13 protein-coding genes and 1 other annotated feature are annotated in these 13,856 nt (G+C 42.6%); of the genes, 10 read left to right on the plus strand and 3 right to left on the minus strand.

Features of this window, described 5'->3' with window-relative positions:
- Positions 1-97: 97 nt before the first annotated feature.
- The 5 genes from NE671_RS12635 (at position 98) to NE671_RS12655 (ending at position 5,714) form a co-directional block, all read left to right on the plus strand.
- Positions 98-1,405 (plus strand): ABC transporter substrate-binding protein, encoded by a 1,308-nt coding sequence (locus tag NE671_RS12635; protein ID WP_092069690.1) that lies wholly within the window; start codon positions 98-100, stop codon positions 1,403-1,405.
- A 59-nt stretch (positions 1,406-1,464) separates the two neighbouring features.
- Positions 1,465-2,337 (plus strand): carbohydrate ABC transporter permease, encoded by an 873-nt coding sequence (locus tag NE671_RS12640; protein WP_015526310.1) that lies wholly within the window; start codon positions 1,465-1,467, stop codon positions 2,335-2,337.
- Positions 2,334-3,176, plus strand: a complete 843-nt coding sequence (locus NE671_RS12645; protein WP_021976595.1) for a carbohydrate ABC transporter permease — start codon at positions 2,334-2,336, stop codon at positions 3,174-3,176. The genes NE671_RS12640 and NE671_RS12645 overlap by 4 nt, the downstream gene beginning before the upstream one ends.
- A 9-nt stretch (positions 3,177-3,185) precedes the next feature.
- Complete coding sequence (locus tag NE671_RS12650) at positions 3,186-5,354, plus strand: glycoside hydrolase family 2 protein (protein ID WP_092069699.1); 2,169 nt, start codon at positions 3,186-3,188, stop codon at positions 5,352-5,354.
- 108 nt (positions 5,355-5,462) lie between these two features.
- Positions 5,463-5,714 carry a hypothetical protein gene (locus NE671_RS12655; RefSeq protein ID WP_044961921.1) on the plus strand — a complete coding sequence of 84 codons (252 nt, stop codon included), beginning with the start codon at positions 5,463-5,465 and terminating at the stop codon, positions 5,712-5,714.
- Positions 5,715-5,801: 87 nt separating this feature from the next.
- Here the strand turns inward: NE671_RS12655 and NE671_RS16090 are convergent, their stop codons facing one another.
- From NE671_RS16090 to NE671_RS12665, 3 genes are all read right to left on the minus strand, one after another.
- Positions 5,802-6,005 (minus strand): helix-turn-helix domain-containing protein, encoded by a 204-nt coding sequence (locus NE671_RS16090; protein WP_227945655.1) that lies wholly within the window; start codon positions 6,003-6,005, stop codon positions 5,802-5,804.
- A gap of 346 nt (positions 6,006-6,351) precedes the next feature.
- Positions 6,352-6,480: a response regulator gene (locus NE671_RS16210; protein WP_084449174.1), complete on the minus strand. Its 129-nt coding sequence runs from the start codon at positions 6,478-6,480 to the stop codon at positions 6,352-6,354.
- Between the two features lie 212 nt (positions 6,481-6,692).
- Complete coding sequence (locus NE671_RS12665; RefSeq protein WP_049947012.1) at positions 6,693-7,829, minus strand: FAD:protein FMN transferase; 1,137 nt, start codon at positions 7,827-7,829, stop codon at positions 6,693-6,695.
- Between the two features lie 331 nt (positions 7,830-8,160).
- Between NE671_RS12665 and NE671_RS12670 the strand changes: the two genes are divergently transcribed.
- The 5 genes from NE671_RS12670 (at position 8,161) to NE671_RS12690 (ending at position 13,808) form a co-directional block, all read left to right on the plus strand.
- The gene (locus tag NE671_RS12670) at positions 8,161-9,039 is read left to right on the plus strand and encodes a Cof-type HAD-IIB family hydrolase (protein WP_021652201.1); all 879 of its coding nucleotides are present in this window, start codon (positions 8,161-8,163) and stop codon (positions 9,037-9,039) included.
- Positions 9,040-9,196: 157 nt separating this feature from the next.
- Positions 9,197-9,826 carry a uracil phosphoribosyltransferase gene (gene upp / locus NE671_RS12675; protein ID WP_044961929.1) on the plus strand — a complete coding sequence of 210 codons (630 nt, stop codon included), beginning with the start codon at positions 9,197-9,199 and terminating at the stop codon, positions 9,824-9,826.
- 50 nt (positions 9,827-9,876) lie between these two features.
- Positions 9,877-10,013 (plus strand) — a sequence feature (ribosomal protein L10 leader region).
- 51 nt (positions 10,014-10,064) lie between these two features.
- Positions 10,065-10,574: a 50S ribosomal protein L10 gene (rplJ, locus tag NE671_RS12680; protein WP_021652200.1), complete on the plus strand. Its 510-nt coding sequence runs from the start codon at positions 10,065-10,067 to the stop codon at positions 10,572-10,574.
- Between the two features lie 75 nt (positions 10,575-10,649).
- The gene (gene rplL, locus NE671_RS12685; RefSeq protein ID WP_015526302.1) at positions 10,650-11,024 is read left to right on the plus strand and encodes a 50S ribosomal protein L7/L12; all 375 of its coding nucleotides are present in this window, start codon (positions 10,650-10,652) and stop codon (positions 11,022-11,024) included.
- A 147-nt stretch (positions 11,025-11,171) separates the two neighbouring features.
- Entirely contained in the window at positions 11,172-13,808 is a 2,637-nt protein-coding gene (locus NE671_RS12690; protein WP_147420726.1) for a right-handed parallel beta-helix repeat-containing protein, read from the plus strand.
- Positions 13,809-13,856: the final 48 nt, after the last annotated feature.

Below are 13,856 nucleotides of genomic sequence, written 5' to 3' on the forward strand. Positions count from 1 at the left end.
TTTCCGGACGGATTTAATATAATGGTCTCATCGATAAGGAAAGCGGAACAAAATATTCAATCCGGATGAATAGAAATGTACCAAAAGGAGGACGAAAATGAAATTAAAAAAAGTGATGGCTGCTACACTTGCCACAATGATGTGTCTCTCTTCATTCAGCATGATGAATGTGTGGGCAGATAAAAAAGAGGATTCCGAACCACTTGTGATCAATTATATCAGTGCCAGGGGCGAAACAGATGCGGCACTGAAAACATTGAAGAAGCTTGCAGAAGATTATAAAAAAGATCACCCGGATTTTGAATTCAATGTAGAGTCTATTGCAGACAGAGAAACATATCTTCAGAAGATCAAGATCCTTGCATCCAGCAATGAACTGCCGGACTGGTTTGACGCAGATCCGGAGGCATTTTTTGAAGGACTTTGCAAAAAGGATCTGATCTACAGTGTGGATGACCTTTATGATGAACTGGGTATCAAAGACAAGTTCTTTGATATTGCACTGAATTATCCGAAACTCAGTGACGGAAGCAATTACCTTATGACCTGGCAGGGAAATGTAGAGTATTTCTGGTATCACAAAGACATGTTTGAAAAAGCCGGAATTACTGAAACACCTCAGACACTGGAAGACCTCTTGGATGTGTGCAAGAAGCTGAAAGATGCGGGAATGACCCCGATATCCGCAGGAAATTACGACATGATCATGCGTTATCCTGCATTTAAGGCTTTCAGACTGGAAGGAAATGACTTCATTGACAATGCAAGAATGGGAAAAGAAAAATTTAATTCTGAGACAGGTATCGCAACAGCCCAGTATACACAGGATATAGCCCAGTATTTCAGTGAAGGATGGACAAGTTCAGATACTACCGCACAGATGGATCTGTTTCTGAACAGTGGTGCGGCAATGTTATACACCGGAACATGGGATACACCGGATCTTGTAGATGATGAGGGAAATCTTAAAGATGACATTTCCATGTTCAAACTTCCTGTAGACAGCGAAGGAACCGCTACAGGAGAAAATGATTACTATGCGAATTGTGGAATCGGAACTGCCATTCTCAAGGATTCCATGAGTGATGAGATGAAAGATTTCATCAGTTATGTATGGGATAATTTTGCTGATACGGCAATGTATGAGTTCAATATGCTTCCATCCATGATGCCAAGTGATTCGGAGAAGCTTCCGGAGCTTACACAGCAGATTTTAAGTGATCTTGAGAACTGCGGCACTTTTGCCCAGTGCTGGGATGTTCGTCTGGATCCTTCTACAAACGAGGTTTACAGAAAAGAGTTGGCAAGCCTTGGAATGGGAGAATCAACTCCTGAAGAGTTCTGCGAAAACATGGACAAAGCTGTAGAACAGTATGCATCTGATTATTTTGACACTGAAGAATAACTGAGAGAATACGCAGATGCGGAATTTTATCTGCATCTGCGTATGAAAGGGGAGAGGATATGAAGCCCAGAAATAAAATCCAGCCTTTACCGTTTGTTCTTCCTGCACTGTTCGTATATATTCTTACTGTTATCATCCCAATTCTGTGGTCAATGGGTTACAGTCTTTTTTCCTGGAATGGAATCGGTGATATGAAGTTTATCGGACTGGAAAATTATGTGAGGATGTTTCAGGATGAGACATTTCGTGAGGCTGTTGTAAATAATCTTAAATTTGTTGTATTGGGAAGTTTGTTCCAGTTATGTGCAGGACTGATCCTGGCAATTTTGCTTACACATATTTCCAAAGGTGGAAATATTCTGCGGGTTATTTATTTTATTCCATGTATCATTTCATCTATGGCGATCTGCCAGATTTTTTCCAAAATGCTTTCTGTCCAGCCCCAGGGCCTGGTTTGCTATGTGATGGAAAAACTGGGAATGGAACCTATCGCTTTGCTGGCAAATTCCCATACAGCGCTGATTACCATAACCCTGATCGATGGATATAAATACTGTGGTCTGTACATGATCATTTTTTATTCCGCATTTGTATCCATATCAAAGGATGTGATCGAGGCATCTACAATGGATGGCTGCAATGTTTTTCAACAGTATCGTTACATAAAGCTTCCACTGGTGAAAAATATATTCAGCATTGTCATTGTAATGCTTGTAAATGGTTGTCTGAAAACCTTTGATGTATTCTATATTCTTGACAATAAATCCAGATCAACAGAGATGGTGGCAACTTATATGTATAAAACCGCTTTTAATTCGGCTGACTTTGGCTATGGAAGTACATTGTCCGTTTTTCTGGTCATTGAATGTCTGGTAGCAGTAGGGATTATACAGAAATGCCTGGGATCGGCGAAAGGAGATGGGTCAGAATGATAAAATCAAGAAAAAATATACCTATTCGTGCTGTGTTCTATGTAGTGATCCTTATTTTTGTCATGATACAGGTCTACCCTATTTTCTGGGTTATCTGCTCCAGTCTGAAAACACCGGATGAAATGACATATACTGCACAGTATGCCCTGCCATCAGGATTTTATCTTGGAAACTATATCAGCGCACTGACGATCTCATCCATTCCAAGATATTTTCTTAACAGTACGGTTGTGGCAGTTCTCACACTTCTTGGCATCGTAGTCCTGGGATGCCCGGTTGCATTTGTGATCAGTAAGGTAAAGGTAAAATATGCCAATGCACTGATGGCATTTTTCCTGTTTGGAATGATGGTGCCTATTTTTTCCTGCCTTGTACCCATGTTCCAGATTTATAACAGGATCGGACTGAGAAATACATACTGGGCACTGGTGCTTCCGCAGATCGGGTTCGGACTTCCAATGTGTATCTATCTTTACACCGGATTTTTTAAATTTATGCCGGATTCTCTTCTGGAAGCGGCAGTTATTGACGGTGCCACAATGGGAACCACATTCCGCAAGATCGTGGTACCTATGGCTAAAAATACTACAATGACAGTTCTTACATACAATTTTGTTTTTGTATGGAATGAATTTACCTATGCCAATACGTTTATCTCATCTTCTGATATGAAAACTCTGCCAATTGGCCTGAATGACTTTGTGGGGCAGTTCGGAAGAGTGGACTGGGGAAGTACATTTGCGGCGATCGTAATATCGATCTTGCCTACACTGATCGTGTATTTTATTCTTAACAGGAACATAATCGAAGGTATGGCTGCAGGTGCGGTCAAGAGTTAGGAGGCTGAAATGGAAACAAGGATTGAATTGAAACAAGGATGGAAAATTTTGCAGGATGTTCATGATACAGGGGAAAAGATCGGGCTTTATGCTGCCAGGGAAGCAGATACTTCCGTAGGTTCCCAGGTGTCTGAATGGGAGGAACTGGAGGAACTGAAACATCTGCAGCTTATCTATGCCAGACAGCCATATTTCGGGCGTGAACTGAGATATTTCAATCAGGCACCCTGGTGGTACAAAACAGAGTTTGAAGTTCCGGATCAGAAAGTTACGGATGCTGTCCTTAAATTTACCAATGTGGATTATTATGGAAAAGTATGGCTTAACGGAGAATTTCTTGGAGAGCATGAAGGATATTCCGCTCCATTTTCCTTTAATGTAAAAGATAAGCTTGTTTTTGGAAAGAAAAATTATCTCATTGTAAAGGTAAGTTCTCCATGGGATGATGAGGTGGAGCTGGATGCACAGGATTCCAGAACCACCCTGGTAAAAAGAAATATGGTAAAAGGTACCTACGAACATTCTGATACATTTATCCAGAGAGATGTAAATCCTGTAGGAATCTACGGAAAAGTGGAGCTGATCCTGACAGAAGAAGGTGTTCTGGAAGATCAGACAGATCTGAAGTATGAACTGGATCCAGATGGAAAGAAAGCAGACGTATATGTGGAAACTGAAGCGCGAGGTCTGAAATCCGGGGAGACATATGATTTTAATGTAAAGATCCGGGAAAAAGAGTCCGGTCTTATAAAGGCAGAAAAAACTGTTCAGATAATGGCAGAGAAAGCAGAGACAGGCTTTAAATGTGAGCTTAAAGTGGAAGATGTCAGACTGTGGTCCACATGGGATCATGGTTATCCCTGGATGTATCAGGCAGAACTTACGTTAAGCAGGGGAAAAGACATACTGAGCAGCAGAACAACGAATTTTGCTTTCCGGGACATTCAGATTGAGCGTAATGAAAAAATAACAAGATTCTGGCTTAATAACAGGAAGCTGTATATAAGAGGAACCTCTTATTTTCCGGATTGTTATATTTCCGCAATGACAAGGGAACGGTACCTGAGAGATCTTCTTAATGTAAAGGCGGCAGGTTTTAACCTGGTACGAGTACATGTCCACACAGAGCAGGAAGTTTTTTATGATCTGTGTGACGAGCTGGGAATTGCAGTTCTTCAGGATTCGGAGTACAATTGGACGCATCCTTCAACAGATGAATGGGCGCAGAGATTTGCAGATGTTTACAGAGAAAATGTGAAACTTCTGAAGCATCATCCGTCTCTGATCTGCTGGATCATTATGAATGAACCGGGATGTGTTGATCCGGATGGAAATGTGAGAAGGAGATTTATGGAGGAAAATCCGGGACCTGCTCTGTATAGGGAGGTACAGAAGATGGATCCGGGCAGACCGATCATCAAGGGTTCTTTCTGCGAAGATGATCCGCTTAGCGGGGACAGCCACAATTATCTGGGTTCTTTAAGCGGTGGAGAATATGCAGATATTTATGAGCAGACAGAAAAGCTGAATACAGAGTACGGATTTGATGCACCGGGCAGCAGTGAAAATCTGAAAACTGTTCCGGCGGTATATCATCGTCTGGAAAAACTGGTGGATGATATCCCGAAGATCCAGGAATATCAGTATAAGCTTCTGAAATATTATACAGAGCATTACAGGATCCAGAAATATGAACCTTGCTCAGGATATGTACAGTTTATGTTTATCGACCTGTGTCCTCAGAGCTTCTACGGTTTATATGACTGGTGGGGAATTCCCAAAAAGGGTCTTCAGGCTATACTGGAAAGCAACGCACCAGTGGGTGTTTTTGCAAAGCACAAAGACCATCTGGACAGTCTGTATATTGTAAATGATACAGATGGAGCTCTGGGAGAGTGTGAACTTACATGGATCATTACAGAAACATTGAACGGAGAACTGGTGGAAAAGGGAAGTGTTAAAGCAGAAGTTCCGGCAGACAGCCGTGTCATGGTAAAAACCTTTGAGAAAGAATACGGAAAAGGCAAGAAGTGGAACCTTACACTAATTCTTTCTGATAATAGCGGTAAATGTATGGCAAAGAATACCTATCAGGATATCTGTACTTTGCTTTCAAGAGTTGATGGGCATCCGGACCGTATGAGCCATGAGTTTGGAATGAGACTCTACTGGGCCTGAGCTATCTGCAGCTCACAGGCACTTTCATCCTTGACTTGTATCAAAAATCACAACATGTTATACTTTGTGTATAAAGGAAGATTTTCGGCGTGGAAGGAGCGATATTATATGCGTTTACAGAAAGTACAGGATGCTCTGAACAAAAAAAATATCAAATTCGAATACACAGAGGAAGATGGTTGCGGAAGTCTGGATTTCATGTTCCGTGGACTGAAATTCCATGTATGGGAATACGAGGACAACGGTTGGGGTGCCGAGACCAATATTTATGCGGCTGGAAGAAGTGAGGACATTGACGGAGATTATGAAGAGAAGATTTCTGCAGAGATTCTTTCCTGGCCGGATATGATCAATAACTGAATATAATAATATTGAATAAAGTGGCTGTAACTGAACGAATACGCTCAGTTACAGCTACTTTTTATCGGAGAAAAGTTTTCTGAAGAACTATAGCTGTACGTTCAGGTATTCACTGGGAAACATCTGACAGTTCTTTTTAAAAACCTTGCTGAAGTAATTTCCATTGCTGAAACCAAGATGCCAGGCAATGTCGTCGAGAGTTATATCCGTAGACTGCAGAAGCCGTTTCACCTCGGTGAGCTTTAACTGCATAGCATAGGAAAAAAGATTCTGACGTTTTTTTAAAACAATCTGGACAGATGCTCCTTACTTAGAAAAAAGATTCTGCAATATCGGCCAGGGAGATATTTTCCAGATAATGTGCATTGATATAATCAAAAACATCACTGATTACCCTACTGGTGAATGCAGAGCAGAGTTCGGGTGATGAAGCAGAATCGGAAGTCCCAGTTTTGCCTGCTTCACTTTCCAACTGAGAAATTGTGGCTGAAAGCGCATTGTTCAAATTCTGGGGATCAACAGGCTTCAGTATGTAATCAATAACACCAGCCTGGATCGCAAGTCTTGTATATTTGAAATCGCTGAATCCGCTGATCACACTGATTTTGCTGTCGATGTGAAGTTCTTCCGGCTTTTTTTAGAGCTGTATTCCGTCCATGACGGGCATTTTCATATCTGTGATAATAATGTCAGGATGCTCTTTGAGAATGATCTTCAGGCCATCTTCGGCATTATCTGCTTCCAGAAGATCACTGTTTGCTCGGATTTATCCCATGGTGTTTTGAACTTCCGGATAAGGAATATGAAGAAGCTTGGGAGCAGATTATGAATGTCTGTGGAACGGTCCATCTTAGCCATTTTCAACGACACAGACACAGACAGCAATGGCAAATCTTCTGAAAGATTATCCGCAGACTTATGTGACAAATATGGTCTATCCGTAAGGTTTTTGGTTGTTACTGAAAAAGATTTCATGGTTCAGGATTCCACATCAGTGACATTGATCTCATCCTGGAATCCGTCAGTATAATGCAGTTCATAATCTTCTGTGATAAAAACGGCCTGCACGCCTTTTTTCTCTGCAAATTTCAGCCCGTCTTTCAGGCCAAGGGCGAAACAGGTGGTGCTTAAGGCATCGCCGTCCACAGACTGGTCGGAGATGATCGTCACAGAAATCAGGCCGTTATCATAAGGATAGCCGGTTTGGGGATTCAGGATATGATGATATAATTTACCGCCCTGCTTAAAGCACCTCTCATAAATCCCAGAGGATACAACGGATTTTCCGGCGATATCCATAACAGCCTCTGTTTCATTGCGATCTGCAAAGGGCTTCTGGATGCCTACTTTGAAGGGAGTGCCGTCAGGCTTCGAGCCGATGCAGAGGACATTGCCGCCAAGGTTGATGATAGCACTGTTTACGCCTTTTTTTACCAGAAAATCTTTCAGGCGGTCTGCAATATAGCCTTTGGCAATGGCGCCTACATCGAACTGGATGTCATCAGAGGGAAGTGTGATATCCTGCCCGCCAATGGTGACGCCGTCGGAGCTGCACAGGGGGAGAACTTTCTGAATATCTGCATCATCCGGAGCCTTCGGGTCTTCTGCTGTGAAATCCCAGAGAGAGGTCAAAGGCGCAATGGCGATGTCAAAGGCACCGTCGGACTCCCTGGTGATATCGAGTCCTTCGGAAAGCAGAGCGGCAAGGTCTTCAGATATATGCCAGGTGTCTGCTGTGCCGCTGACCGGATATGGAGTAGTCTGCCGGTCGGTATTGGAATCTTTATCCGATGTATCTTTGCGGTGATTTAATTTATAAAGCTCGCTTTTCTCATTTGTCCGGCTGAAGACCAGCTCATATTTATCGCACAGTGCCAGACAGTCATCCAGGAGAGCTTTATCCTGAGAATCGTAAATTGTGATCTGTACAGCTGTATTCAATTTGATACTGCTGATACTGATGGGCTGATTTCCGGTGGTGGATGTATCTGCATCCGTGATATTTCCGCAGCCTGTGAAAAGGAGCATTGGACAGACAAGGACTGTGCACAATATTAAATAGAAGAAACGGGAATGCGAGCGGCTTCTTTTGGAATGAAAAAAATAAGTTGACATAATATTCTCCTGCTTTCTGATTGACTGACTTAACTGAAGAGCATTTATTTGATGCAAATCTATGTAGTACATGTGGATGGGGTTATTCACTTAACCGGATCAAGCAGCGACGCGGATTGCGGATATACGCTTGACCGACATCGGACAGATTTATGAAATCTCATTATACCATGTATTTCTGAAATCAGAAAGGCATATGCCTGTCGCAAAAATCATTGTATTTTGCAATAATATAAGATATAATTTCTCCGAAAAAAGGACATATTTGCTATGGATGCTATGGATCCGAATGATTGACCGGAATTTTTACAGATAAAAGGAGAAAATTTTCATGATAAAAGTAATTGCAAGTGATATGGACGGCACACTTCTTGGTGATGACCACAGGATCGCACCGGAAACCCTTGCGGCGGTCAGGCGTGCCTGCGATGCGGGAATCCGCTTTATGGTTGCCACCGGCCGGAATTTCCCCGGTGCCATGGAGGAACTGAAGGGAACAGAGCTGACCTGTGATTATGTGGTGAGCAGCGGTGCTGAAGTACGAAATCCGCAGCAGGAGGTTGTAAAGAGTACACCGATCTCTATTGAGCTGTGTGAGGAGGTTTACAATACGGCAAAAAAATACCCGGTATCTGTAGCATTTTTTACGGATCGCTATGATTACCGTATTGGAACAAAGAAAGAAATTGAAGACGGGATCATTCAGCAGATCCGTCTTTTCAATATGGACATAGATACCAGCGAGGAGATTGTACGGAAATCCCCGCAGTACCGCAGGATCGCCGGAAACACGAAAGGGATTTCCGATATCCGTTCCCTGGAGAGCAGCGGTGCGCCGGTATATAAGATCTTCATTTTTGCGGCAGATGTGGAGCAGCTGGAGAAACTCAGCGATGAGCTGAAAGAAAATCCAGCCGTTGCAGTGGCTTCTTCCTTTATATATAATCAGGAGATTACAGCAGTAGAGGCGCAGAAAGGCCCGGTGCTGAAAGAATATATCGAGTCTCTGGGTTATACCATGGATGAGGTGATGGTCCTTGGTGACAGCCTTAATGATTATTCCATGATTTCCATGGATTTCGGCGCAACTGTTGCAATGGAAAACGCAGTTCCGGAGATTAAAAGAGCAGCAAAATACATCACAAAGAACAACAATGAATTTGGTGTGGCCTATGCTATTGATCAGGTTCTGGAACGCCAGGGAAAATAGTTTTTCCCCCTTTTGAAAAAGTGTCATATATATTATAATGTAGAAAGATGAATACAGAAAAGCGAAAGGCTTGCGTTCCGGTGTATGAAGCAGAGTGGAATGAGAAGTTTCGCTTTACAAAAAACACAGACAAAGAGAGGAAATCACGATGGAAAAAATGAAAAATGTTTATATTATGGATCACCCGCTGATCAAACACAAAATTTCAATGCTCCGTGATAAAAATACAGGAACAAACGAGTTCCGTAAACTGGTGGAGGAAATCGGAATCCTGATGGGATATGAGGCGCTTCGTGATCTTCCTACAGAGGAAGTGGAAATCGAGACACCGATAGAAACCTGTAAGACACCGATGATCTCAGGTAAGAAGCTGGCAGTGATCCCGGTCCTCCGTGCAGGACTTGGAATGGTAAACAGCATTCTCACACTGGTACCGTCTGCAAAGGTCGGACATGTGGGACTTTACCGTGATCCGGTAACACATGAGCCCCATGAGTATTACTGTAAGCTTCCTGAATCTATTGACGAGCGTATTTCAGTGATCGTTGATCCGATGCTTGCAACCGGCGGTTCTGCCGAAGCTGCCATTGATTTTGTCAAGAAACAGGGCGGAAAGAATATCAAGTTTATGTGCATCATCGCAGCTCCTGAGGGACTGAAACGACTTCACGAGGCACATCCGGATGTACAGATCTACTGTGGTTCCCTTGACAGAGAGCTCAATGAGAACGCTTATATCTGCCCGGGACTTGGAGATGCCGGAGACCGTATTTTTGGTACTAAATAATTTTGAAAAAATCTAAAAAAATACTTGACACACCCGGCACTGTTATGGTATTGTACCTAAGAACGCTGCCGAAGACAGTAGGTGCCGTAAGGCATAAGGATCAAAACGCCTACCGAGGTCCAAGTATTCTGAGTTAAGATTACACAAGGCCTTATTGCGAAGCAGTAAGGTCTTTTTTTAAACAGATTGACTTATTGCGACGGCGGTATACAAAATCTATAAGGAGGTGTACCATTTCATGGCAAAAGTAGAACTGAAACAACCAATCGTAGAAGAGATCTCTAACAGCATTAAAGACGCACAGTCTGTTGTACTTGTAAACTACAGCGGTCTTACAGTTGAGCAGGATACAATTCTTCGTAAAGAGTTAAGAGAAGCTGGTGTTCAGTACAAGGTATATAAAAATACCATGATGCGTCGTGCATTCGAGGGTACAGCATTTGAGAGCCTCAGTGATCATTTACATGGCACAAATGCGATCGCTATCTCCGAGACAGACGCAACTGCTCCGGCAAGAATCCTTGCTAAATATGCAAAACAGTTCCCGGCACTGGAGCTGATCGCAGGTGTAGTTGAAGGTAACTACAATGATCAGGCCGGAATTCAGGCACTGTCCACAATTCCTTCAAGAGAGGAACTTCTTGGAAAACTGCTTGGAAGCATGCAGTCTCCGATCGCAAACTTCGCTCGTGTGCTTAATCAGATCGCAGAGCAGAACGGCGGAGCTGACGCAGCAGCTGCTGAGTAATCCCAGCAACGTGCAATTGGCGGCATAACGACCGCATGATTATTAATTAAAATTTATAAATGGAGGGAAATTAAAATGGCAAAATTAACAACAGAAGAATTTATTGCAGCAATCAAAGAATTATCTGTATTAGAGTTAAATGACCTTGTAAAAGCTTGTGAGGAAGAGTTCGGCGTTTCCGCAGCAGCAGGTGTTGTTGTAGCAGCAGCAGGTGCAGCAGGCGAGGCAGCTGAGGAGAAAGATGAGTTTGACGTAGAGCTTACAGAGGTTGGCGCTAACAAAGTTAAAGTTATCAAAGTTGTTCGTGAGGTTACAGGTCTTGGACTTAAAGAGGCTAAAGCTATCGTTGATGGTGCTCCGAAGGTTGTTAAAGAGGGCGCATCCAAAGCTGAGGCTGAGGACATCAAAACTAAACTTGAGGCTGAGGGAGCTAAGGTTACACTTAAATAATCCAGTCAGAATAAGAGCTTTGAGGCTGTTGTGCCTGCCGGTTTACCGGCGGCACAGCAGCTTTTTTAGTGAAAAAATCCAGGGTAAATCTTGCTTTTTGAAGAAAAAGAAAGGATAATAAAGGAGACAGGAAAGGGTGGATGGAATATGAAACGAAAAATAATGGCCTGTATCCTTGCTGCTGCGTTGGGAATCACAGGAGTTTCTTTTCCGACGGCAGCCAAGACAGTGTCTGTCGGAAAAAATGTAAAAAATATAAATGTAAACGTGAAAAATCCTCTGGATGAACTTCGGGCTCAGGAAGCTGCAATGCAGCAGCAGGAGGAGCTTGAAGAAGAGGAAAATATGCCGGAACAGGATCTGGATCCGCTTGTGCTGGATAACGATGGCAGTGTGGTTCCTGCATCACAGGCATCCTGGACAAAAATAGAGTCAGGTGCTGTAGAAGCAGTGGATGTATCAGAGGCACCGGGGGATGAGGAAATATCGGAAAATTCAACTGAAGACACATTTTCAGATGGAAGCACAGATGGAGATTTTGACACAAATAAGAATATTTCTGACAATGCAGCAACGGAAGCTGGCAGTGAGGATATTCAGACAGCAGATGGCAGTATCAGCGGAGAATTGCCGGCAGATTTTTCCGAAGGAACGGAGAACGGCGATAACGGTTCCGAAGAACTTCAGCTTCAGCAGGAAAACGGTAATGTAGAAAACGTCGCAGAGCCGGATAATAATAAAGCTGATGAAGGCGCAGGTCAGGCACAGGCTGATTTTACAGATGATGCCAATGCTGCTGGGGATTTTTCCGCAGGAGATGCTTCAGATGGAGAACTTGGAACTTATCAGACTGTGACTCTGGAAGTTGAGGAAGGACAGGATATCACAGCACCCTTGAACACACTGTTTCTTGAACTGAAAGATCAGGCCACAGATGAAAATCCCTGCAAGATCATAATTCCACCGGGAAATTATGAACTGACAGGTACACTTTGCATGTACAGTAATATGTACTTATATGCAAGAGACGCTAATATTACAAAAACGTCTACCACCAAACATCTGATCCTCCGTCTTGGAAATACCAAAGATTCAGAAGGCGGATATGATGGATATCGCAACATTGTGATCGATGGAGGAACCTGGGACTACAATTATCAGTGTGTGGAAAATAAGGATGCACCAGGCGGATTTGTGGGATTTTGCATTGGACATGCTACGAATGTTACGATTAAAAATGCTACATTTCTTAATAATCTGAAATCTCATTTTCTGGAATTTGGCGGAGTGAAAAATGCCAAGATCACAGGCTGTACATTCAGTGGCTATTATAAGAATTATGTGGAAGGCGGACAGGAATGTATTCAGATCGACTGCTGTACAGATGAGAGCAATGTTTTTCCGCAGTACAGACCTTATGATGGAACGACCTGTGAAGATTTTGTGATCGATGGAAATGTGTTCGAAGATGTCTTTACAGGGCTGGGAACGCACAGTATGATGTCCGGAAAAACATATAAAAGGATCACAGTTACGAATAATACTTTCCATAATGTAAAAAAACGCTGTATAAGGTTTATGAATTATGAAGATTCTACAGCAGAAAATAATACCATGGTAAATGTGGGAAATGGAGTGGACATTTCTTCTGTGAGCAGCAATACACACCAGACGCCAGGCTATGATGATGGGCCGGACATGCTGAAAAACAGGAATCTTCGTGTGGCAGGAAACTACATCAGTCTTGCCAGAACTACCAGCATTGGTGGAATTGCATGGATCTGCAGTGGTATAAAAGTTTTAGGCTATAATATGAAAAAAGATGGAGCTGTGATCCCTAAAAAGATATATCCGGTGAAAGGTGTGACTGTAGAAGATAATCAGATCAGCGGATATGGAAACGGAATCAGCATGTCTCTTACTGACACAGATACCGTAACAGATAATCAGGTAACAATGAAAAAAACTTCTTCATATTCCAATTTTGGGATTTATGCCCAGGATTCCAGAGGAAGCGTTATCAGCAGGAATACAGTGTCCGGAACTGCAAATACGGGAATTTATCTCTCCGGTTCTGTCTATGCAGCAGGATCAGAACAGAGAAATCTTGTAGAGCAGAATACTGTTTCCGGAGCAGGCGGAGATGGAATTTATCTGCAATCTGTAAATACTTCATCCACTGCACAGAAGAATACTGTTAAATCAGTGGCCGGCTCGGGAATACGTGTAAATGCAGGAAAGAACAATAATGTTCTTGGTAATATCTGTTTATCCAACAAAAATCATGGCGTGAAAATTGAGTATGTGGCCGGCGGAGTCAGGGTAAAAAGCAATCGTGTGACATCAAATGCAAAAAGTGGTATTTTGCTCTGGAAATCAAAAGTATTCGAAGTATCAGGAAACCGTGCGGAGAAAAATACGGGGAATGGTGTTTATGCATATGCATCTGTAATACCGGTCATGAAAAAGAATACATTTTGCGAAAACGGAAAGGTTCAGGCGGTATATGTAAAAAGCTGCAAAGGATGGAACGGCATCAACCGTCCTTCATGCAGAACTGTTACATCAAGAAGTACAGCTATAAGCGGAACTGCATCAGGTAGCCAGACAGTTATTGCATATGTGCAGCGTTCCGGAAAACAGACAAAGCTGGGTGTATCATCCGTAAACAAAAAGAAACAGTACGTTATTAAAATAAAGAAGCAAAAAAAGAATACTGCTCTGAAACTTGTCTCAAAAGATAAATACGGAAATACAGTAACAGTAAATACTGTTGTGAAGTAAGTATGTGTGATAAAAAAGATTCTGTTCCGGATATCCATACATCGTATG

Source organism: Blautia sp. DFI.9.10 (assembly GCF_024461705.1).
GTDB classification, from domain to species: domain Bacteria; phylum Bacillota; class Clostridia; order Lachnospirales; family Lachnospiraceae; genus Blautia_A; species Blautia_A fusiformis.

Coding starts and splice junctions, on each gene's coding strand:
- NE671_RS12665 (WP_049947012.1), bottom strand. CDS start 7,829: ATGTCAACTTATTTTTTTCATTCCAAAAGAAGCCGCTCGCATTCCCGT.
- rplL (WP_015526302.1), top strand. CDS start 10,650: ATGGCAAAATTAACAACAGAAGAATTTATTGCAGCAATCAAAGAATTA.
- NE671_RS12640 (WP_015526310.1), top strand. CDS start 1,465: ATGAAGCCCAGAAATAAAATCCAGCCTTTACCGTTTGTTCTTCCTGCA.
- NE671_RS12690 (WP_147420726.1), top strand. CDS start 11,172: ATGAAACGAAAAATAATGGCCTGTATCCTTGCTGCTGCGTTGGGAATC.
- NE671_RS12645 (WP_021976595.1), top strand. CDS start 2,334: ATGATAAAATCAAGAAAAAATATACCTATTCGTGCTGTGTTCTATGTA.
- upp (WP_044961929.1), top strand. CDS start 9,197: ATGAAAAATGTTTATATTATGGATCACCCGCTGATCAAACACAAAATT.
- NE671_RS12670 (WP_021652201.1), top strand. CDS start 8,161: ATGATAAAAGTAATTGCAAGTGATATGGACGGCACACTTCTTGGTGAT.
- NE671_RS12650 (WP_092069699.1), top strand. CDS start 3,186: ATGGAAACAAGGATTGAATTGAAACAAGGATGGAAAATTTTGCAGGAT.
- rplJ (WP_021652200.1), top strand. CDS start 10,065: ATGGCAAAAGTAGAACTGAAACAACCAATCGTAGAAGAGATCTCTAAC.
- NE671_RS12635 (WP_092069690.1), top strand. CDS start 98: ATGAAATTAAAAAAAGTGATGGCTGCTACACTTGCCACAATGATGTGT.
- NE671_RS12655 (WP_044961921.1), top strand. CDS start 5,463: ATGCGTTTACAGAAAGTACAGGATGCTCTGAACAAAAAAAATATCAAA.